Source organism: Kribbella sp. NPDC049584, assembly GCF_040675555.1.
GTDB lineage: Bacteria > Actinomycetota > Actinomycetes > Propionibacteriales > Kribbellaceae > Kribbella.
In genome coordinates this window covers 672,397-692,922 of the sequence record NZ_JBFAPF010000001.1, presented here as the reverse complement: position 1 = coordinate 692,922, position 20,526 = coordinate 672,397, and the positions used below count along the sequence as shown (strand labels likewise).

Below are 20,526 nucleotides of genomic sequence, written 5' to 3'. Positions count from 1 at the left end.
GCATGAGCGACTTCGTCCCGGCTGACTTCGAGGTGCCCCGGGAACTGATCACACCGCGCTTCCGGCTGGAACCGCTCGGCCCGGAGCACAACGTCCCGGATCATGCCGCGTGGACGAGCAGCATCGAGCACATCCGCGCGACGCCGGGCTTCGGCGGCAGCTGGCCGCCGGTCGACGGCATGACGCTGGAGTCGAATCTCGGGGATCTGCAGCGGCACGCGGAGGATTTCGTCCAGCGCCGCGGCTTCACGTTCACGGTGATCGAGACCGACGGCGACGTGATCGGATGCGTCTACATCTACCCGTCGCGCAAGAACCCGGGCGCCACCGACGTACGTTCCTGGGTGAGTGCGGACCGGGCCGAGTTGGACGTTCCGTTGTACGAAGCCGTCAGCGGCTGGCTGGCCGCGGACTGGCCGTTCGAGAACATCGACTACGCGGTCAGATCCAGGACTTGAACCACATCCGGCTGAGCCAGTCCGGGTGGGGGAGAACCTTGTCGGTCAGGATCGGCCAGATGTAGGCGAAGTTCAGCACGACGAGGACGACGAACGCGCCGACCACCGCGCTGCCGATCAGCCGGCGCGGCGACGCGCTGCTCATCGCCGTACTCGCCGTACTCACTGCTGTGCCGACGGCCGCGCGGGCCGGCCCGAGGATCTTGCCGAGGATCAGCGCCACCGCCATCACGGTGAACGGGATCATCGTGACGGCGTAGAAGAAGAAGATCGGTCTGTCGTCGAACGCGAACCACGGCACCCAGCACGTCACGAAGCCCACGATCGGTACGCCGTACCGCCAGTCGCGGGAGCCGATCCAGAAGACCAGCGCCGCGATCAGCGCAAGTGCTCCGCCCCACCACAGCAGCGGCGTACCGAGGGCAGAGATCACCTGCAGGCAGTTGGTCCCGGCGGGGGCGTTGCAGCCCGGCGTGCCGGGTTTGATGTCGTTGACCGCGTCGAAGCCGATCGGGCGGGCGATGATCGGCCAGCCGGCCGGGTTCGACTGGTACGGGTGGGTGGCGTGCTTGATGTAGTCGCCGGTGTGGAACGCGAGCACTTCCTTGTGGTACTCCAGCAGTGACCGGAAGTCGTCAGGCACGACCTTCATCACGCCGTGCGCCGGATTGCTCGCCGCCCAGTTGTGGTCGTAGGCGTTGTCGTGCAGCAGCCAGCCGGTCCAGGTCGCGAGGTAGGTGATGCCGGCGACGAGCACCAGGCTGACGAACGCCGGGATGCCGTCGACCAGCGCCGACTTCACGAACGCGAACCGTACGCCGAGCGCACGTCGCGCGCCGAAGTCCCAGGCGAACGCGAGGACGCCGAAGGCGGCGAGCGTCCAGACCGCGGACCACTTCGTGCCGAGCGCGAGGCCGAAGCAGACGCCGGCGGCGATACGCCACGGGCGGATGAGCAGCCAGCGGCCGATCGTACGACGCTGCCCGTCGGGGGTCGGCGTATCGAGGGAGTCCGCGTGCCGGCGACGTGTCCAGTCACGGTCAGCGACCAGACAGGAGACCGCCGCAACCAGCCAGAACGCGAGGAAGATGTCGAGGAGCGCGACCCGGGACATGACGAAATGCAGGCCGTCGACCGCGAGCAGCAGGCCGGCGATCGAGCCGATCAGCGTCGACCGCGTCATCCGGCGTACGGTCCGGATCACCAGCAGCACGGTCAGGGTGCCGAACAGGGCCGGCATGAAGCGCCAGCCGAACGTGTTCATGCCGAACAGCTGCTCACCGGCCGCGATCATCCACTTGCCGACCTCGGGGTGCACGGTCAGGCTCGGGGACGGCTTGAAGACGTCCAGGTTGCCGCTCAGGATCGCCTTGTCGGCGGCGCCCTCGGGCTGGTCGATGAACTGGCGCGCGTACCCGAACTTGAGCAGGCTGAACGCGTCCTTGGCGTAGTACGTCTCGTCGAAGACGAACTTCACCGGCGTACTGAGGTGCCAGAACCGCAGGATGCCCGCCATCAGCGTGATCGCCAGCGTGGCGATCCAGCCGCCGTCGAAGTCCCGCGGCATGGGCGGGTACAGGCGCTCCTTGAGCGGCGGCAGCCGTCTACCGAGCACGTCCCGCCCGAGCGTCTCCAGCCCCTCGCCGACGTCGCTACGCCGCGCAGTCCCATCCTCGATCACAGCAGCCACGCCCGCCATCGTACGGACGCCCCGGTACCACCGCCTCCCCGCGGTTGTGGATAACCCGAACCACCCGCACCGAACCTCCTACAATCAGTCACATGAGCACGCCACGCGAGGAGCTGCACGCGTTGATCGACGAGCTGCCCGACGAAGCTGCCGCGGAGCTCGTGCCGGACATGCGGGAGATCCTCAAGCACCGCCGCGATATGCGCCGCCGCCGAGCGACTGAGCCCCGGCCGTGGCCGCCGTCGTGGTTCGGCGCCGGAGCGGGAAGCCATCCGGAGATCGCCCGGCAGAGCGAGGAGATCCTGCGAGACGAGTTCGGCCGCGGCGAGTGATCGTCGTCGACACCGGACCGCTCGTCGCCGCGGTGCTGTACAACGATGCCGATCACCGCGCCTGCGTCGACCTGTTCGCCGCCGCTCACCTCAACCGCGAACAGTTGGTCGTGCCGAGCTTCGTCATACCGGAGGTTTGCTACCTGATCCAACGCGAGGTCGGAGCGAAGGTGGAGGCCGACTTCGTGGAGTCGCTCGCGGCGGGCGATTTCGCAATTGCTGAGTGTGATTCTGAAGTCGAGCGGATCGCCGATCTGATGCACACGTATGCCGACCTACCGCTCGGGGTGGCGGACGCCTCGGTGGTAGCCGTCGCGGAGGCGCTCGGTGCCCGGGAAGTCGCCACGCTGGACCGTCGGCATTTCACTGTCGTGCGGCCGCGGCACCTCGACGCTCTTACTCTTCTGCCATGACCGGGCGATTGGTGCTGGCGGGGACTCCTATCGGGGATGTTTCTGATGCTTCGGCGCGGTTGGGGCGGGTGTTGGCGGCCGCGGATGTGGTGGCTGCGGAGGATACGCGGCGGTTGCGGCGGTTGACGTCGGAGCTGGGGATCCAGCTGGGCGGGCGGGTCGTCAGTTACTTCGAGGGGAACGAGCGGGAGCGGACGCCGGAGTTGCTGCAGGCGTTGGTCGACGGGCAGACCGTGGTGGTGGTGACCGACGCGGGGATGCCCAGCGTGTCGGATCCCGGGTATCGGCTGGTGGCGGCGGCGATCGAGGCCGAGGTCGACGTGACGGCCGTGCCGGGGCCTTCGGCGGTGTTGACCGCGCTGGCGTTGAGCGGGTTGCCGGTGGATCGGTTCACGTTCGAGGGGTTCCTGCCGCGCAAGCCGGGCGAGCGCGGGCGGCGGCTCGAGGAGCTCAAGGACGAGCCGCGGACGATGGTCTTCTTCGAGGCGCCGCACCGGATCACCGCGTCCCTGGAGGCGATGGCCGAGGCGTTCGGCGCGGATCGGCGTACGGCGGTGTGCCGGGAGCTGACCAAGACGTACGAGGAGGTCAAGCGCGGCCCGCTCGACGAGCTCGTGACCTGGTCGAAGGACGGCGTCCGCGGCGAGATCACGATCGTCGTGGCCGGCGCCGACCCGCACAAGATCGTCACCGGTGAGGACCTCGCCCGGGAGGTCGCGAAGGACGAGGAAGCGGGTACGCACCGCAAACAAGCGATCGCTGACGTCGCCAAGCGCTTCAACGTCCCGAAACGGACCGTGTACGACGCCGTACTGGCTGCGAGAGACCCTGGTAAATAGCATTCGCGCACGCCACTACGCTTGAGACATGTCCGAGAAGGCCTATTACGTCACCACCCCGATCTACTACGTCACGGCCCCGCCGCACATCGGCAGCGCCTACACGACGGTGGCCGGGGACGTCCTGACGCGCTGGCACGCGCAGCGCGGCGAGCGCAAGTGGTACCTGACGGGTACCGACGAGCACGGCGAGAAGGTGATGCGCAGCGCCGAGGCGCAGGGCATGACGCCGCAGGCGTGGACGGACAAGCTGGTCGAGGAGGCCTGGAAGCCGGCCTGGGTGGACGTCGACATCGCGTACGACGACTTCATCCGGACCACCGAGCAGCGCCACACCGAGCGGGTCCGCGAGTTCTGGCAGACGCTGTACGACAAGGGCGACGTCTACAAGGGCGAGTACGAGGGCCTGTACTGCGTCGGCTGTGAGGAGTTCAAGCTCCCCGCGGACATCCGGACCGACGAGGACGGCACGCAGCGGTGCATGATCCACGGCACCGAGCTGGAGTTGGTCTCGGAGACCAACTACTTCTTCCGGCTCTCGGCGTACGCCGACAAGCTGCTCGAGCTGTACGAGTCGCAGCCTGACTTCGTGGCGCCGGCCAGCGCCCGCAACGAGGTGATCGCGTTCGTCAAGCAGGGCCTGCAGGACCTGTCGATCACCCGCTCGACCTTCGACTGGGGCATCCCGGTGCCGTGGGACGAGGACCACGTTCTGTATGTGTGGATCGACGCGCTGCTCAACTACGTGACGGCCGCGGGCTACGGCACCGACCCGAAGCGGTTCGAGGAGCTGTGGCCGGTCGACGTACACCTCGTCGGCAAGGACATCCTCCGGTTCCACGCGGTGATCTGGCCGGCCATGCTGATGGCTGCCGGGGTCGCCGTGCCTCGTCAGGTGTTCGCGCACGGCTGGCTGCTGGTCGGCGGCGAGAAGATGAGCAAGTCGAAGCTGACCGCGATCGCGCCGCACGAGATCACCGACCACTTCGGCTCGGACGCGTTCCGGTACTACTTCCTGCGCACGATCCAGTTCGGTTCGGACGGCTCGTTCTCCTGGGAGCACCTGAGCGCGGTCTACACCTCCGAGCTCGCGAACGGTCTGGGTAACCTGGCCAGCCGGATCGCGGCGATGGTCGGCAAGTACTTCGACGGCGTGCTGCCGGAGGCGACCGACCACGGGCCGGCCGAGCAGGCGCTGGCGGACAAGCTCGCGCAGACCGTGGCCACCGCGGACAAGGCTCTGGACACGCTCGCGTTCCAGGACGCGCTGGCCGCGATCAACGACCTCGTCGGCGCGGTCAACGGGTATGTCACGGAGCAGGAGCCGTGGAAGGTCGCGAAGGACGATTCGAAGCGGGACCGCCTCGCCACGATCCTGTACTCCGCGGCCGAGACGCTGCGCGCGGTCGCCGTACTGCACAACCCGACGATGCCGAAGTCGTCCGCGAAGCTCTGGGAGCTGCTCGGCGCCGAGGAGAAGCTGGGCGCGCTCAAGGACCAGCGGGTGCAGGACGCCGGCACCTGGGGCCAGCTGCCGGCCGGCTCGAAGCTGACGAAGGGTGAGCCGCTCTTCCCACGGCTCGAAGAGAACTGATCGGTACGAACTGACGCCGCCGCCCGGGAATGCCGGGCGGCGGCGCAGCCTTTTCTTGTAGCAACAACCAAGTCGAGGAGGCTGTCGCATGCGGGCTGTGGTGTTCGAGGAGTACGGCGACCCCGAGGTACTCAAGGTGCGGGACGTGCCGGAGCCGCACGCGGGCCCCGGGCAGGTGCGGATCAAGGTGCAGGCAGCCGGTGTGAACCCGTACGACACGAAGATCCGCCGCGGCTTCACCAAGGACTTCGCACCGGCGAAATTCCCCGCGATCCCGGGGTTCGAGGTCGCCGGGGTGGTCGACGAGGCCGGTGACGGCGCCGCCTTCGCGGTCGGCGACGAGGTCGTCGGCTGGTCGATCGGCGGTTCGTACGCCGAATACGCGCTCGGCGGCAACGTGACTTTGAAGCCCGGCGGCTTGAGTTGGGAGCAGGCGGTGGGCGTGCCCGTGGCCGGCGAGACCTCGCAGCGGGTGCTCGACCTGCTCGCTGTGAAGCCGGGTGAGACGATCCTGATCCACGGTGCGGCGGGTGCGGTCGGCTCGGTCGCCGTACAGCTCGCCGCGGCGGCCGGTCTCACGGTGATCGGTACGGCGTCCCCTGCGAACCACGACTACCTGCGCTCGATCGGCGCCATCCCGGTGGCCTACGGCGACGGCCTGCTCGAGCGGGTCCGCGAGGCCGCGCCGCAGGGCGTCGACGCGGTGTTCGACACGGCCGGCAAGGGCGGTCTCGAGGAGTCGATCGAACTCCGGGGAGGCACCGACCGAATCGTCACCATCGCCGACTTCGGCGCGGCCGAGCTCGGCATCCAGGTCTCCGGGGGCGGCACAGGCGCCCCTGAGCAGGTCCGTGCCACCCTCGACACCCAACTCCAGGCAGCCGCCAACGGCAAGCTCACAATCCGAATCGCCAAGACCTTCAGCCTAGCCGACGCGAACAAAGCCCAGGCGCTGAGCGAGTCGGGCCACGCCCGCGGCAAGATCGTCGTAGTTCCATAGGCGGACCTCCACCACTGATCAACTCGCGACAACGGCGGCGCGGCGCCGCGGCTCAGGCGTAGACCCGGACGGCTGCCGCCGGTTGATCAGTGGTGCGGGTACGGCCTCAGGCGTAGGCGAACCGGGACTGCGGCGTCGGGACGTCGTCCACGCGTGGGTCCCAGCGATCGACGAAGGTCACCCCGGGCGGGACCTCGATGGATTTCGTCGAGGTCCAGCCGCGGGTGAGGGTCGGGAAGTCTGGCACGTCCGGGTGGTAGTGCGGCTTGCCGGTGCCGAGGAGGTCGCGGGCCATCGGTGCGCTGCGTGCCTGGTACCGGAAGTCGGCCGACAGCCGCAGCCGCTTGGTCCTGTTCGGCATCGCGCCGTGCACGGTCAGGCTCCCGAACAGCAGTACGTCGCCCGGCTGGTACGACGTCGTACGCCACTCCGGATGGTTCTCGTCGGCCTCGGCCCGCATCATCCCCGGCCCGTCGGACGCCTTCACCGGCAGTACGCCGAGACGCGGCGACCCGGCGTACACCCGCAGCCCGCCGATCTCCGGCGGCGCCGGGCTCAACGGGAGCCAGGTGGTCAGCGTGTCGACGCACCCTTGGATGAACCGGTAGTCCTGATGGATCGGCGTCGGATTCGCACCCGGCGACGGCGGCGCGATCCGGCAGATATGCGCGGGATGCGCGAACGCCTCCTCACCCAGCAACTGCGAGGCGAGCCCGATCAACTCCGGCCGTACGGCGAGCTCGTGGAACGCCTGCGTGCTCTGGATCGCCGTATAAGCACCGAAGAACCCCGCCGACCCCTCCTCGACCGCCCGCCCCGAAGCCACCAACTCCCGCGGATCCGCATCCCGCGCCAACCAGTCACTGTCGTACAAGATCCGCGTCAGCTGCTCATGCACATCGGTGACCACCTCAACCGGCAACAACCCCCGAAAGAACAGGTAGCCATCCGCCCCGAGCCGCTGTCGCAGTACGGCGCTGTCCGCCCGATCGGCGTACGAGTCGGTCAGTTCCTTCATCTGTCGTTTCCGATCTTGTCCATGGTGGCGGCGATGTCCTGGACGGGGGTCTTGTCGAGGAAGAGGTCGTTGGCGGCCTTGTTGATTTCGGTGGACTTCGAGGTCCAGCCGTCGGCGATCGGGAGGTTGACCGTGCTGCCGGCGGCGGAGTCGAGGAAGGGCTGGACATCGATGCCCTTCTTCTGCCAGAACGCCTGGTAGCCGGCGCCGGCGTCGGTGAGGGCCGGGATGATGTAGCCGGCGTCGCCCATCAGGCGTTGTGCTTTCTCCGTGCCGAGGAAGGCGACCAGCTTGCCGGCCTCCTCCGGGTGCTTGGTCTTCGCGAACATCGTCTCGGCGAGGCCGTTGATCACCACCGTGCGTCCGGCGGGTCCGGCCGGCATCGCGGCGACGCCGATCGGGAACTTCACCTCGGGCAGCGCGAACGGGAGCAGGGCGTTGTTCGCCGGGAACATCGCGACCTCGCCCCGGTAGAACATCTCGGTCGCCTGTCCGGTCGGCGGGTTGGTCCGCGTGCCGTCCGGGGAGACCTTCCACTTGAAGATCAGGTCACGTGCGAACTGCAGCGCCTCGACGGACTTCTGGCCGGCGAAGTCGAATGTGCCGTACGGCTTGTCCATCGCGTGACCGCCGTTCGAGGCGATCCAGTTCAGCCACTGCGTCTGGTTGTGGTTCCACGAGCAGAAGCCCCACTGCTTGGTGCCGACGGTCAGCTTGCGTGCGACCTCGAGGAAGCTGCCCGAACCGTCCGGCGCCCAGGTCAGCTCGGCCGGCATCGTCACGCCGGCCTTCTTGAACAAATCCTTGTTGTACAGCAGTCCGACGATGCCCATGTCCTTGGGCATCCCCAGTTGCTTGTCCTCGAACTTGTAGGACTGCACGACATTCGGGTTGTACGCGTCGAGCTTCAGCCCGGCCTTCGAGATCAGGTCGTCGAGCGGCGCGAGCACACCCTTGCCGGCAAAGTCCGGGAAGTAGTCGACGGTCAGCCAGAACACGTCCGGCGCCTTGCCGCTGGCCAGTTCGGTGGTGAGCTTGGTCCAGTACTGGTCCCACGGCAGCACCTCCATCCGGACCGTGATGTCCGGGTTCTCCTTCGTGAACTCCGCGAAGACCGTCTTGTAGCCGATCTCCTGCTGCTCGTCCCACAGGCGGTAGACGAGCTCGACCTTGCCGCCGCCACTGCTCGCCTTGTCGTTCGACGAGCCGCAGCCCGCGAGGGCGAGCACACTTCCGGCGCCGATCAGAAAAGTCCTCCTGGACAAAGACATGAGAGCCTCCGACTACTTGAGCCCGGTAACTGCGACCGAGCGGACGATGAAGCGCTGGAAGACGATGAACAGGACCAGCAGCGGCGCCAGCGCGATCAGGCTGCCGGCCATCACGGCGTTGTAGTCGACGCCGATCTCCCCCTTGAACAAGGCGATCCCGACCGACAGCAACCGCTTGTCCTCGCTGCTGGTGATGATCAGCGGCCAGAGGAAGCTGTTCCAGTTGGCCACCACGGCGAGCGTGGTGACGGTGACCAGGATCGGTTTCGACAACGGCAGCACGATCGACACCAGCGTCCGGACCCGCCCGGCGCCGTCGATCCGGGCGGCGTCCTCGAGATCCGCGGGAATGCCGCGGAAGAACTGGCGGAGCAGGAAGATCGCGTACGGCGTACCGAGCATCGTCGGCAGCATCAGGCCGGCCCAGGTGTCGACCAGACCGAGCTTCTGCATCATCAGGTACAGCGGGATCATCGTGACGACCGGCGGCACCATCAAGGTCGACAGATAGACCCAGAACAACGCGTCCCGGCCGGGGAACGACAGCCGCGCGAACGCGTACGCCGCCAGCACCGCGAACACGACCTGGCCGAGGGTGATCCCGGCCGTGACGAGTGTCGTGTTGACCAGATAGCCGCCGAAACCGGAGGCGAACAGCCGGTGGAACGCGGCGGTGCTGGGCGGCACCCCGGGCTCCCACGGCATCGTCTCCGACAGTTGCCCCGGCCCCTTGAACGCGGTGAGCACGGTCAGGAAGTACGGGAAGATCGCGAGCACGCAGCCGGTCACCAGGACGGCGTACACGAAGATGCGCAGTTTCATCCGGACACCTCGTAGGTCGTACGGCGTTCGAAGTACACGAACTGGGAGATCGTCGCGATCAGCACCACCGCGAACAGCAGCACCGAGATCGTCGACGCGTAGCCGAAGTCGAACTTCTTGAACGCCTCGTCGTAGATCAGGTACGTCGTCACCTCGGTGCTGTCACCGGGGCCGCCCTCGGTCATCACGAAGATCGTGTCGAAGGCCTGGAACGAGCCGATCACGTTCGTGATCAGCACGAACAGCATCGTCGGGCGCAGCAGCGGAAGCGTGATCGAGAAGAAGTGCGCGACCGGGGACGCGCCGTCCAGGGACGATGCCTCGCGCAACGACGGCGGGATGTTCTGCAGGCCGGCCAGGAAGAACAGCATGTTGTACCCGGCGAACTGCCAGATGTGCACCGCCGCGACGCTCGGCATCGCCAGCACCGGCGACGACAGCCAGGCCGGGCCGTGGACGCCGAACAGTCCGAGGAACTGGTTCAGGGCACCGCGGCCCGGGTCGAAAATCCAGCTCCAGACGAGACCGAGGGCGACGGGCGTCGCCATCCACGGGATCACGAGCAGCGCGCGGAAGTACTTCATGCCGCGGAGTTTGCGGTCGACCAGCAGCGCCAGGAGCAGCGACAGGATCGTCGTACCCGGCACGCAGATGATGACGTAGTACAGCGTGACCAGCAGCGAGTGCCAGACGTCGGAGTCGCTGAACAGCTTGCGGTAGTTGGCGAGCCCAATGAATTCCGGCGTCGACAGCAACTTCCAGTCGAACAGGCTGAGGACGAGCACGATCACCACGGGTGCCAGCAGGAAGCCGAGTACGCCGATCAGACTCGGTGCGAGCAGGGCATAGGCGGCGGCTGTCTGTCTGCCCCGGCCGATGCGACGACTGCGGCGGGGCGCGGGCCTAAGCATCGGGATCCTTCAACGGGTGCGGCCGAGGCGAACTCGGTACGAGCAGCTCGCGGGTGCGGTCGAGCGCCCAGCGATCGAGCTCGCCGATGGGATCGCTCGACATCCGTAGCCCCGGACCTTCGGCGATGTGTTGTGCCCAGATCTCCCGCTCCTGGACGTCGGGCCGCACGATCAGGCAGTCGGAGTCGTTGGCCCACCACCGACCGTGCAGGAACTCACGCGCCACCGACGTGGACCGCGCGCCGCGCTGCCCGGGCTGACTGATGTCGCCGGACGGTGGGTCGACCAGCGGATCGGTGTCGGGCGAGATGCGCATGCAGTCGACCAGTCCGAGGCTCGGCAGGATCGGAGCGCCGCAGCCGTGCAGGATCCGGTTCGGTCCGACGGCCTCGCGCAGCAGCCGCATCCCGTGCCGGTACGCCGCGATGCCGTCGAGCTGCTCGTGGCGTGGTCCGTCGATCGCACCGGCGTACACGAAGTCGAGCTTGAAGTGGTCGTACCCCTGCCGGCACAGTTCGGTGAAGACGTCCTGGAGGTGCTGCGCCGCACCGGGGTGGGTGACGTCGAGGACCAGTTGCTCCTGGCCCCAGTTCGTGCCGGCATTGATCCCGGGGACCAGCCACTCCGGATGCTTGCGGGCAGTCTCGCTCCCGCTGCCGACCAGGAACGGAGCGACCCAGATGCCGGCGCGGCGACCACTCGAGCGGATGTCGGCGGCGAGCCGGACGGTCGATCCGAAGTCGTCGCGCGGCGTGAGCCAATCCCCGATCGCCGCCTGGTATCCCTCGTCGAGCAGGACCAGGTCGACGCTGAGCTCGTGCTGGTCGAACTGGCGGACCTCGGCCATCACGTCGCGCTCGGTGACCTTGCCCCAGTACGCGTACCAGCTGCACCAGGACGGACCGAACACGCGGACGGGCGGTGCACCGGCGGCGAAGGTGTCGGCCCAGTCCGCGAGCGCCTGGTTCGGGTTGGCGTGCTTGCTGGTGGTGAGTTGTACGTCGCCGTCCGCGGAGATCAGCAGCCGGTCGTTGTGGATCTCCGCGCGGATCGATGGGACGGCGTCGGGCGTCGTTGCGGTAACGGTGGTGACTTCGCCGGCGGTCGCGACCGCGAGCAGACCCTCTCCCTGGAACCGGCCGGCCTCGACGCCGGGGCGGTACGCCATCACGTGATGGTTCGGGGCGGTCGGCCGCGGCGGCGACGCGTCGAGCCGGTACCAGCCGCTCGGGCTCCAGGACTGCCAGCCGTGCTCGAAGACCAGCGTGGAGGCGTCGTACTCGAGCTCGGCGACGGGTAGGAAGGGCACGGATGACTCGATTCGTCGGGTGCAGGATCTTGCTAATCTTGGGGCCCTCACGAGGGGATCCACCATGACGGAGCCTGCTGACTTCGAGCACGATCTTGCTACCCAGGTGCTGATCGAGCTGTACAGCGAGATCCCGCCGCCGAGCAAACTGGTGACCGGCCACTTCCACAGCGGCGGCGACTATCGCGTCGTCCGGCCGGACGGCGTGGGCAGCTGGTACCTGCTGTACACCGCGTCCGGAACGGGCCGGTATCTCATCGGCGAGAACAGGCTGACCTTGCGCCACGGGGACGTCGTACTGGTCAGCCCGGGTACGCCGCACGACTACGGGACCGTCGGCACCTACTGGGAGTCGTGGTGGGCGCACTTCCAGCCGCGGCGTGAGTGGCACGGGTGGTTGTCGTTGCCACAGGCAATGCCCGGGCTGTCGTACGTGCGCTTGACCAGGTCGTCGGAGACCGACCGCGTGGTGTCGGCGTTCGACCGGTTGCACCGGGACGCGCAACGTGCCGGACTCTCGCCGACCGGCGACACCGAACTGCACCTGCTGGAGAAGAGTGTCGCGACCGAGCTGACGATGAACGGCATCGAGGAGGTGCTGCTGACCGCGGTCGCGAGCCTGCGCCGGGAGACGCAGCACCTGGACGCCCGCGTGCAGCTGGTGCTCGAGGCAATCACCGCGGACCCTGCGCGGCCGCACACGCTGACCTCACTCGCCGGGCTCGCCCAGGTGTCGGTCTCCCGGCTCGCGCATCTCTTCAAGGAGCAGGTCGGCGATTCGATCATGAACGTCGTACTCGCACTCCGCCTGCAACGCGCGGCCGAGCTTCTCGGCGCGACCGACATGTCCGTCGCGCAGATCGCCGCAGCGGTCGGCTTCGACTCGCCGCACTACCTCAGCCGCCAGTTCAGCCGCCGCTACGGCATCTCGCCGACCGCCCACCGCACCAAGATCAGAAACCCGGAGCTAGAGCTATATTGAGCTCGGTCGCCGCCGCGTAATCCGCCCCACCGGCCAGTCCGATCAGTCGCACATAACGGGCCGTCGTTGCGGCTGGGAGTCGGGCGATCTTCGCATCGACGCTGCCGTCCCATGACCCGGTCGTCGCCGATGTGAACGTGATCCCGTCGAGGCTCGTCTGGACGTCGTACGACGAGATCCGGCCGTTCGGCACGTCGGCGTCCTGGCGCGGGGTGTAGACGAGCGCCTCGATCGCACGCGGCGTCTTCAGATCGAGGGTGATGTACTGCGGCAGCGGCGCGTGCGGACTCCAGTTCGAGTGCCACATCGTCGTGCAGTTGCCGTCGATAGCTGACGCTGCGCTGTAGGCGGGCGAGCCCTGGCTGGTGGCCGTCGCGGTCATCTCGCTCTGCGGCAGCAGGTTCAGCGGACCGAACGGGCCGTCGACCGGCGGCGGCGTACCGGGGATCGCGGTGACGCGTCCGAGACTGGGTGCCTTGAGCAACGGATGGGTCCGCAGATAGGTGAGGAAGACCTCCTGGCCCATTTTCGGAGCCCGGGTCAGCTGGGTGTACTGCTGAAACCCCGGATAGCCGTACTGCGCTCCGTGCAGCGGCATCGCGGCGCTCGTCGTCACGCGGTAGGTCTTGTCGAGCTGCAGCGGCTTCCCGTTGATCAGGATCTTCGCCGGATCGATCCGGTCGCCGACGGGCCTGTCCAGGTCATAGGTGTAGCGGAAGTTCGCCGAGGTGGCGAGCGCGGACAGCCGGCTGCAGCCGTACGCGGGCGGGATCCACTGCTGCTCGAGGACCGCCTCGACCGTGGCGCCCTTCATCGAGAGCGTGGTGATCGGCGAGATCCCGGCGACCGGCCACGCTTCGCCGTACGTCACCGTGCCGGCCTTGAGCCCGGCCGCGATCACGTCGACGCCGAGGTCCGCCGGTACCAGCGCGAAGTCGCCGTCCGCCTCGGCCTTGTAGAGGTCCGCGACCAGGTTTCCGGTCCGGCTCTCCGTCGTGGTGGCGAAGTCGAGATCCCGGTCGAGCTTCGTCAGCGGCTCCGCCTGCCGGGCCGTCCACTTGTCCATCCAGTACTTCACGATTTTCTGGATCGCCGGATCAGGCGTGACGTCCTTGGTGACCGCGTGGTTGGTCGCGGTCGTCGCGGACCGGATCACCTCACCGGTCGCGGGATCGAGCGACAGGTTCACCTCGCCGAGCACCCGGCCGTGGTTGCTTGCCTCGAGCACCGGACGCGGTACGCCGTTCGGGTCCGGAATCATGCAGTTGAACGCGGTGTGCCAGTGGCCGCCGAGGATCACGTCGATGTCCGGCGACAGCGCCCGCGCGGCGTCGAAGATAGGACCGGTCGGATTCTTGCACTCGTCGTACAAGCCGCCCTGCTGACCGCCCTCGTGCATGCTGACGACGATCGCGTTCACGCCTTGGGCCTTGAGTTCGGCGGCGGCCCGGTTCGCGGCGTCGACCACGCCCCGGAACTCGAAACCGGACCCTTCGATCGACAGGGTCTCGGTCGGCGTACCCGGGAAGCCCAGCCCGATGAACCCGATCCGCTGCGAGCCCGCCTTCGCGATCCAGTACGGCGGGAGCACCGGCCGCTTGGTTCGCGGGTCGACGATGTTCGCCGCGTGGTACGCGTAATCGGTGCCGTGGAAGTTCCGGCCGGTGGAGTCCTTGAAGCAACTGTCGAACCCGGGCTTGCCGTAGCAGGCGCCGGTCTGCATCCGGCGCAGGAAAGGGAACTCGCGGTCGAACTCGTGGTTCCCGGCGACGTCGAAGTCCATCCCGAACGCGTTCAGCACCTCGATCGTCGGCTCGTTCGCGAACGCCTGCGTGTAGTCCGGCCAGCCGCTGAACTGGTCGCCCGAGCCGATCAGGAAGCTGTTCGGCTTCCGCAGCTGGTCCAGGTGTGCCTTGAGATAAGCAGCACCGCCGACCTGCTGGGTGCCGGACGGACCGGCGATGGTCAGGTTCTCGGTCTCCGAGAGGTAGCCGTGCAGGTCGGTCAGGCTGAGGATCTGCACGGGGATCGGCGGGGCAGTGTCGGTGTGTAGCGCTGTCATTGCGAGGCTGAGTACGGCGAGAACTGCGCTGAGCCTTCTGGGCATCGACTGCTCCTGTCGGTGGGGCGGAACCGAGACGCAAATTACTGGGCTGCGCGGGCCGCGAACATGGCCGTGGGTGCTGACTTCCTGCACGATCCGGCTGACGCTTTTCTACAAGCGCATGGGGACCGGGAACCGTACGGTCGGGGGAGAGAGGAGATTGACGATGACTGGATACGTGGCAGTGGCCGAGACCGATATCGATGCGCCGGCGGCGCGGGTGTGGGAGGTGCTGACCAGCCCGGAGAAGCTGAAGGAGTTGTGGTTCGGTGCCGAGGTCGAGACTGACTGGCAGGTGGGCAGCCCGATCACCTGGAGCGGTGAATGGGAGGGCAAGCCGTACCAGGACAAGGGCGAGATCCTCGCCGTCGACCCCGGACGTCTGCTCAAGCTGACCCACTACAGTCCGCTCACGGGCCAACCCGACGTACCCGAGAACTACCACACGCTGACCTACGAGCTGACCGGCGATACGCACTTGAAGCTGTCCCAGGACAACAACGCCAGCGAAGAAGAGGCCAAGCACTCGCAGGGCATGTGGGAGATGCTCGTCACCAAGGTGAAGGAAGCCGCCGAGGCCCGATAAGGGGTTGTTTGGTGAGTGTCTGGTTATTGCGCGATAGCCGTCACATGACCCGCTATCGAAGCGGGCTGTGCGCGGCCAATGGCGCGGTGGATGCGGGCGAGAAGATTGGACGGGTGGGCTACGTCGGGCCAGCGGACGCGGACGATCTGGTAGCCCAGGTCGCGCAGGCGGTCCTCGCGCACCTTCTCGGCGATCAGCGCCTGCCCGCCGCCATCGCCGTACTTGACGTCTCCGTCGAACTCGACGATCACGCCGTACTGCGTGAACAGGAAGTCGACCCGCGCAACCAGCGAACCGCCGGGGTCCCGGATCTCTGCCTGAGGCAACGGTGCAGGCAGGCCGAGATCCGCCAGCAGCACCTGCAGCCGCGACTCGCCGACCGACTCGGACCGCGCGTCACCGAAGAGAACCGCCCTCCTCGCCGAGCTGATGCCCGGCCGGCCGGTGAATAGTTTGAGGGCGGCTGCCAGCTGCGGTGCTGTTGCTATGCGCAACCGGAGTGCCTGATCCACGACGGCGACCGCAACGGGATAGCTGGTCGCCCGAACGGTTTCTACGACGGCTCGTGGACCGGCCCGTCCGTACGCCGTCAACCTCGGCCGGCGCGTCGACCGGCGGCCGAGGCGCGTGCTGGCAGACCGCGGTGCCTGACCGACCTGCGCCGACCAGTCTGGTGACATGTACTCGGCGCAGGTCGAGCTCCGACACCCGAACCCCCAGCAGGAGCAACGCCGACTGATGGCTGACCACGGCCCGACCCCTCAACCGGTGGTACACCGCGCTCGCAGTACGCAGATGAAGCCAAGCATCTCGCTCCCAAGCCGGCATCTCCCCGACCGCGGCTCCCGGCTCGGCGTACGCGCCCCGGGTCAGATGCAGCCACCTCCCCGACCTCACCTCCCGACGGAGGTCAGCATCGGAGTACCCAGCCGCGATCGCATGCCGCCGCGAGAACCACCCGCCCCGCCTCGCAGCCACAACCTCAAGTCTCACGTCCATACCCCACAACATGCCCCGACCCGCACCTGTCGCCGCGCGCGACTTTCGGCCTGTGGACAGCGGTCGATCACCGTTTGTGGTGCCGCTGACGGGTTGTAAGCCGCCATCGGCGAAACAACCCGCCAGCGACTCGGAACGGTCAGTAATCTAGGCGGTATGTCTGATGGTGTGGAGGTTGACCGCCCGACCCGGGAACGGGCTGCTGTCGGTGAGGACGGGCGGTCGCGGGACCGCAGTCGGCCCGCGGTGCCTGATCCGTTGCCGATGAGTGTGGTCGACGCGCACTGTCATCTGGACATCGCCGACGGCGAGGACGGGGCGTGGTTGAGCCCGGCCGAGGCGATCAAGCTGGCGTCGTCGGTCGGCGTGACGCGGATCGTGCAGGTCGGGTGCGATCTGCCCGGTGCGGTGTGGGCGGTCGAGGCGGCAGCGCAGTACCCGAACCTGATCGCGGGCGTCGCCCTGCACCCGAACGAGGCGCCGAAGCTGAAGGAAGCCGGCGAACTGGACAGCGCGCTCGCGGAGATCGAGCGGCTGGCGTCGAGCTCGGACAAGGTCCGCGTGATCGGCGAGACCGGGCTCGACTACTTCCGGACCGGCGAGGACGGGCGTGCGGCGCAACACGAGTCGTTCGCCGCGCACATCGAACTCGCGAAGCGCCTCGGCAAGACGTTGATGATCCACGACCGGGACGCCCACGAGGACATCCTGCGCATCCTCGACCGCGAGGGCGTACCGGACCGCCTCGTGATGCACTGCTTCTCCGGCGACACCGAGCTCGCCCGCGAATGCGTCAACCGCGGCGCGTTCCTCAGCTTCGCCGGCGTCGTCACCTTCAAGAACGCCCAGTCCCTCCGCGACGCCCTGGCCGTCACCCCCCTCGACCGCATCCTCGTCGAGACCGACGCGCCGTACCTGACCCCGTCCCCGTACCGCGGCAAGCCCAACGCGTCGTACCTGATCCCCCACACCGTCCGCAAAATGGCCGACGTCCTGAACATCTCCGTCCCCGAACTCTGCACCGCCCTCAACAACAACGCAGACAACGCTTTCGGTGGCGCTTGGTAACCGAACGGCCATTACGCTGAGCCCGTGGACTACGACGCCTTCGACGCCCAGCTACTAGAGCTCGCCGACTCACTCCGAGGCGCCGACGAGGCCACGATCGCCGCCGAGACCGCCCGCATGAAGGCCCTCGCCGAACAGATCCCCGACGAACGCTCCCGCGGCCACGCCCTGATCCGAGCCAAAAAACTCCCCGACCTGATCACCGGCCCCAAACCAGGCACCAGCCCGGAGTACTGGCGTGCGTCAACCCTGATGGCTCAAGTGATCAACAACGAGAGCTCGCCGTCCGAGCAGATCGAGCACGCAGAGCGTGCGATCAGGGAGATCGGCGCACTGGCCCGGCAAGCCCCGCCGCGTGAGTCCCGGACGATCCTGCGGATGAACTCGACCCTCAAGCGTCTGATCGACCGCCGCCGGAACGAAGGAGCGGACGGCGGATCGTGACGCCTGACGTCGAGATCTCCCCGCAGTCATGGGAGTACCGGCTGGTGGCCGCGGTCATCTACGCAGTCGACCAGCGGTTCGGCGGTACCGCAGCCGCGCCGCGAACCCACTGGAACGGGGTGCTGTTCGAGGAGCCGGAACCGGATCTGCTCGGCACCGCAGGTGACGACGGCAGTATGTCGGTCTCGATCGAGAACGTGCTCGAGCCGTTGCGCAAGGCCCGTGACCTCGATCGACCGCTGACCGGTGGTGAAGCCTGGGAGCTCCGCGACGCGATGGGGACGCTGACCCACGAAGCCGTGCACCTGCTCGCAGAAATGGGCGACGAGACCGCACCGGACGCTTACCCGTACGACTCCGCAGCGATAGCCGACAACGAAGGCCGGACCGAGCACTGGACCCACGTCCATCTCGACGACGTCATCCGCGACGTTTTCCCTGACGCCGGGCTGAAGCACGTGCAGGACGACGTGTTGGCTCAAACGAGCCTCGACGCCTACCCGGCCTACACGGCTGCCGCCCGGCAACTTGATCTGGCCCTGGCCGCGCGGAGCGGGCTGACGAGTACTGAGGTGACCGAGAAGCTGCTGCTGTCGGACGACGCCCAGCGCTGGAATGCTGCGGTCGACCTGGTGATCGACGAACGCCTGGTGAAGCCGGGCCTGATGCCCGAAGTCCACCGGGCCGAGGTGCGGAGACGGCTGGTCGAACCCTTGCGCGATTCGCTGTCCGGGCTGGAGGCGGTCGAGGCCGACGACTCGCTCGGTAGCGACCACAAGACCAGTGAGGCGACCAAGGCAGCTCAGAAAGCTGTGGCCGGGCTGGACGAGGAACTCAATCGGATCGAACGCAAGTACCGCATCGACAACGCTCAGCGCGCCCTTGAGCAGTCGCAGCGGCCGGCGTCCCGGCTCAACCAAGGTGTTCGTCATGCGCAGGAGAACCTCCCGCCGGATCTCAGACGGCTGCGGACCCTGACTGCGCCGCAAGCGCCCGCTGCTGGCGCGACTAAGCGACCGGTGGGTGCTGCTGACCATGCGTCGGCGGAGCAGGGTGAAGCGTCGCAGGGGCAACAGACGGCGCGGTCTCAGCCTGGTGGTCCCAGGCAGCCGGATCGGTAGGTGGATCGTGGTGACTGTCCTGAGTGACGCTGATGTTCGGGCTCGGTTGCGTGCTGACGAAGCTGTTCGTTGGATGCGGGAGGCGATTGTCGCGGCTCATGAGGGGCGGTTGCGGACGCCGCCTCGGGTCGCGACTGAGTTAGGGGCCGGGCGCCTGGTGTTTACCACGGGAGCGTTGGAGGGGGAGTGGTACGGGTATCGGTCGTACGACTCGTTCGATGTCGATCCAGGGCAGCAGGTTGTTGTGTTGCAGGACTGGACGACCGGCGAGGTCCGGGCGATTGCTGTGGGCAACGAACTGGGGCCGCGGCGGGTCGGGGCGATCGGTGGTGTGGCCGTCGATGCGCTGGCGAAGCCGGGCGCCGAGACCCTCGCGTTGATCGGGACAGGCACGCAGGCCTTCACCCAGCTCTGGGCAATTTCCGCTGTACGGCGACTGTCGAGCGTGCGAGTCTTCAGCCGCAACCACGAACGGCGAATCGCCTTTGCTGCAAGGGCTTCCGAGGAACTAGGACTGCTCGTATCCGCGGTCGACTCAGCGCAACAAGCGGTCGAGGGCGCGGACGTTGTGGTGCTCGCGACCAACAGCCCGACGCCGGTGATTGAGCCGGCGTGGGTCAAGGATGGCGCCTTCGTCACCACGCTTGGTCCGAAGCAGCACGGTCGCGCCGAGTTCGGGCCGGAGCTGATCGATCGGGCCGACCTTGTCGTCACGGACTCGATCGCGCAGACCCGGGCGTACGACCCGCCGTTCATCCTGTCCGGCACCCCGCAGCACGATCGGCTGATCAGTCTGGGGGCGGCCTTGAGCGGCGACGTGACGGGCGGGACCGTGCTGTTCTGCTCGGTCGGACTGGCCGGGACCGAGGCGTACCTGCTGGCTCGGCTGATAGACAGGGCTCATGGAGTTCAGTGAGGTTGTTCGGCGGCGGCGGATGGTGCGGAACTACGACCCGGATCGGGCGGTTCCGGACGAGGTGCGGGAGCGGATCCTGGAGAACGGTCTTCGGGCGCCTTCGGGCGGCTTCAGCCAGGGGTGGGCGTTCCTGACGCTCGAGGGTGACGAGCGGGAGCGGTACTGGCGGATCGCGGCCGAGGATCCGGACGAGAAGTATGTGGAGTGGATCACAGGCCTGCGGCGCGCGCCGCTGCTCGTTCTCGCGTTCGCGCACAAGGACGCGTACCTCGATCGGTATACCGAACCGGACAAGGGCTGGACCGATCGCGACGAGGGCCGCTGGACGGCGCCGTACTGGTACGTCGACACCGGGATGGCGGTGCTGCTGATGCTGCAGACAGTGGTCGACGAAGGCCTGGGAGCCTGCTTTTTCGGGCCTCCCGCGGACAAAACGCACCGACTGCTGAAGGAGTTCGGCGTACCTCAGGGGTTCGATCTGGTCGGGGTGCTGTCGGTCGGGTACCGGGCCCCGGACAAGCGTTCGCCGTCGCTGAAACGGGGTCGCAGGACGACCGCCGAAGTGGTGCATCGCGGCCAGTGGGGCAATCACCTGGCGTAACGAGGTGTGTCGGCCCCGTTACACCCATTTGCGACTCGCCGACCAGAG

At 67.6% G+C, this 20,526-nt stretch carries 21 protein-coding genes and 1 pseudogene; 13 read left to right on the top strand and 9 right to left on the bottom strand.

Going from position 1 to position 20,526, the window contains the following annotated elements; translation table 11 throughout:
- Positions 1–2: 2 nt before the first annotated feature.
- Positions 3–458: a hypothetical protein gene (locus AB0J62_RS03455; RefSeq protein WP_363863952.1), complete on the top strand. Its 456-nt coding sequence runs from the start codon at positions 3–5 to the stop codon at positions 456–458.
- On the opposite strand, the gene AB0J62_RS03450 is transcribed toward AB0J62_RS03455, so the two are convergent.
- Positions 442–2,025 (bottom strand): phospholipid carrier-dependent glycosyltransferase, encoded by a 1,584-nt coding sequence (locus AB0J62_RS03450; protein ID WP_363865137.1) that lies wholly within the window; start codon positions 2,023–2,025, stop codon positions 442–444. The genes AB0J62_RS03455 and AB0J62_RS03450 overlap by 17 nt on opposite strands.
- A gap of 215 nt (positions 2,026–2,240) precedes the next feature.
- Here AB0J62_RS03450 and AB0J62_RS03445 point away from each other — a divergent pair, with 215 nt between their 5' ends.
- From AB0J62_RS03445 to AB0J62_RS03425, 5 genes are all read left to right on the top strand, one after another.
- Positions 2,241–2,480, top strand: a complete 240-nt coding sequence (locus AB0J62_RS03445; RefSeq protein ID WP_363863949.1) for a hypothetical protein — start codon at positions 2,241–2,243, stop codon at positions 2,478–2,480.
- On the top strand, positions 2,477–2,893 hold the full coding sequence (locus AB0J62_RS03440; protein ID WP_363863947.1) for a PIN domain-containing protein: 417 nt from the start codon (positions 2,477–2,479) through the stop codon (positions 2,891–2,893). The genes AB0J62_RS03445 and AB0J62_RS03440 overlap by 4 nt, the downstream gene beginning before the upstream one ends.
- Positions 2,890–3,732, top strand: coding sequence for a 16S rRNA (cytidine(1402)-2'-O)-methyltransferase (gene rsmI, locus AB0J62_RS03435; protein ID WP_363863945.1), 843 nt, complete (start codon positions 2,890–2,892; stop codon positions 3,730–3,732). The genes AB0J62_RS03440 and rsmI overlap by 4 nt, the downstream gene beginning before the upstream one ends.
- Before the next feature lie 28 nt (positions 3,733–3,760).
- Positions 3,761–5,326 (top strand): methionine--tRNA ligase, encoded by a 1,566-nt coding sequence (gene metG / locus AB0J62_RS03430; RefSeq protein WP_363863943.1) that lies wholly within the window; start codon positions 3,761–3,763, stop codon positions 5,324–5,326.
- 88 nt (positions 5,327–5,414) lie between these two features.
- Positions 5,415–6,326 carry an NADP-dependent oxidoreductase gene (locus tag AB0J62_RS03425; RefSeq protein ID WP_363863941.1) on the top strand — a complete coding sequence of 304 codons (912 nt, stop codon included), beginning with the start codon at positions 5,415–5,417 and terminating at the stop codon, positions 6,324–6,326.
- A gap of 106 nt (positions 6,327–6,432) precedes the next feature.
- Here AB0J62_RS03425 and AB0J62_RS03420 read toward each other — a convergent pair whose 3' ends face one another.
- Genes AB0J62_RS03420 through AB0J62_RS03400 form a run of 5 tightly spaced genes read right to left on the bottom strand, consistent with a single transcriptional unit; the run spans position 6,433 to position 11,657 of the window.
- Complete coding sequence (locus tag AB0J62_RS03420) at positions 6,433–7,344, bottom strand: phytanoyl-CoA dioxygenase family protein (RefSeq protein WP_363863939.1); 912 nt, start codon at positions 7,342–7,344, stop codon at positions 6,433–6,435.
- A complete protein-coding gene (locus AB0J62_RS03415; protein ID WP_363863937.1) occupies positions 7,341–8,615 on the bottom strand; it encodes a sugar ABC transporter substrate-binding protein in 1,275 nt (424 codons plus the stop codon). Before AB0J62_RS03415 ends, AB0J62_RS03420 begins: the two co-directional genes overlap by 4 nt.
- A 12-nt stretch (positions 8,616–8,627) precedes the next feature.
- Positions 8,628–9,437, bottom strand: coding sequence for a carbohydrate ABC transporter permease (locus tag AB0J62_RS03410; RefSeq protein ID WP_134108003.1), 810 nt, complete (start codon positions 9,435–9,437; stop codon positions 8,628–8,630).
- Positions 9,434–10,348: a sugar ABC transporter permease gene (locus AB0J62_RS03405; protein WP_363863934.1), complete on the bottom strand. Its 915-nt coding sequence runs from the start codon at positions 10,346–10,348 to the stop codon at positions 9,434–9,436. The genes AB0J62_RS03410 and AB0J62_RS03405 overlap by 4 nt, the downstream gene beginning before the upstream one ends.
- Entirely contained in the window at positions 10,341–11,657 is a 1,317-nt protein-coding gene (locus AB0J62_RS03400; protein WP_363863932.1) for a glycoside hydrolase family 36 protein, read from the bottom strand. Before AB0J62_RS03400 ends, AB0J62_RS03405 begins: the two co-directional genes overlap by 8 nt.
- 64 nt (positions 11,658–11,721) lie before the next feature.
- On the opposite strand from AB0J62_RS03400, the gene AB0J62_RS03395 reads away from it, so the two are divergent.
- Positions 11,722–12,639, top strand: a complete 918-nt coding sequence (locus tag AB0J62_RS03395) for a helix-turn-helix domain-containing protein (RefSeq protein WP_363863930.1) — start codon at positions 11,722–11,724, stop codon at positions 12,637–12,639.
- On the opposite strand, the gene AB0J62_RS03390 is transcribed toward AB0J62_RS03395, so the two are convergent.
- Positions 12,611–14,746 (bottom strand): discoidin domain-containing protein, encoded by a 2,136-nt coding sequence (locus tag AB0J62_RS03390; RefSeq protein WP_363863928.1) that lies wholly within the window; start codon positions 14,744–14,746, stop codon positions 12,611–12,613. The two genes, AB0J62_RS03395 and AB0J62_RS03390, sit on opposite strands and share 29 nt — an antisense overlap.
- 163 nt (positions 14,747–14,909) lie before the next feature.
- Between AB0J62_RS03390 and AB0J62_RS03385 the strand changes: the two genes are divergently transcribed.
- Complete coding sequence (locus AB0J62_RS03385; protein ID WP_363863926.1) at positions 14,910–15,329, top strand: SRPBCC family protein; 420 nt, start codon at positions 14,910–14,912, stop codon at positions 15,327–15,329.
- 23 nt (positions 15,330–15,352) lie between these two features.
- On the opposite strand, the gene AB0J62_RS03380 is transcribed toward AB0J62_RS03385, so the two are convergent.
- Both AB0J62_RS03380 and AB0J62_RS03375 read right to left on the bottom strand, forming a co-directional pair.
- Positions 15,353–16,009 carry a hypothetical protein gene (locus AB0J62_RS03380; protein WP_363865159.1) on the bottom strand — a complete coding sequence of 219 codons (657 nt, stop codon included), beginning with the start codon at positions 16,007–16,009 and terminating at the stop codon, positions 15,353–15,355.
- 229 nt (positions 16,010–16,238) lie between these two features.
- Positions 16,239–16,328: pseudogene (locus tag AB0J62_RS03375) on the bottom strand (hypothetical protein); the annotation flags it as partial.
- Between the two features lie 156 nt (positions 16,329–16,484).
- On the opposite strand from AB0J62_RS03375, the gene AB0J62_RS03370 reads away from it, so the two are divergent.
- From AB0J62_RS03370 to AB0J62_RS03350, 5 genes are read left to right on the top strand one after another with little or no spacing between them, the layout of a single operon-like run.
- Positions 16,485–17,396, top strand: a complete 912-nt coding sequence (locus AB0J62_RS03370; RefSeq protein WP_363863924.1) for a TatD family hydrolase — start codon at positions 16,485–16,487, stop codon at positions 17,394–17,396.
- Positions 17,397–17,420: 24 nt separating this feature from the next.
- A complete protein-coding gene (locus AB0J62_RS03365) occupies positions 17,421–17,840 on the top strand; it encodes a hypothetical protein (RefSeq protein WP_363863922.1) in 420 nt (139 codons plus the stop codon).
- Positions 17,837–18,961: a hypothetical protein gene (locus AB0J62_RS03360; protein ID WP_363863920.1), complete on the top strand. Its 1,125-nt coding sequence runs from the start codon at positions 17,837–17,839 to the stop codon at positions 18,959–18,961. The genes AB0J62_RS03365 and AB0J62_RS03360 overlap by 4 nt, the downstream gene beginning before the upstream one ends.
- Positions 18,876–19,877 carry an NAD(P)-binding domain-containing protein gene (locus tag AB0J62_RS03355; RefSeq protein ID WP_363863918.1) on the top strand — a complete coding sequence of 334 codons (1,002 nt, stop codon included), beginning with the start codon at positions 18,876–18,878 and terminating at the stop codon, positions 19,875–19,877. The genes AB0J62_RS03360 and AB0J62_RS03355 overlap by 86 nt, the downstream gene beginning before the upstream one ends.
- Positions 19,864–20,478 carry a nitroreductase family protein gene (locus tag AB0J62_RS03350; RefSeq protein ID WP_363863916.1) on the top strand — a complete coding sequence of 205 codons (615 nt, stop codon included), beginning with the start codon at positions 19,864–19,866 and terminating at the stop codon, positions 20,476–20,478. The genes AB0J62_RS03355 and AB0J62_RS03350 overlap by 14 nt, the downstream gene beginning before the upstream one ends.
- Positions 20,479–20,526: the final 48 nt, after the last annotated feature.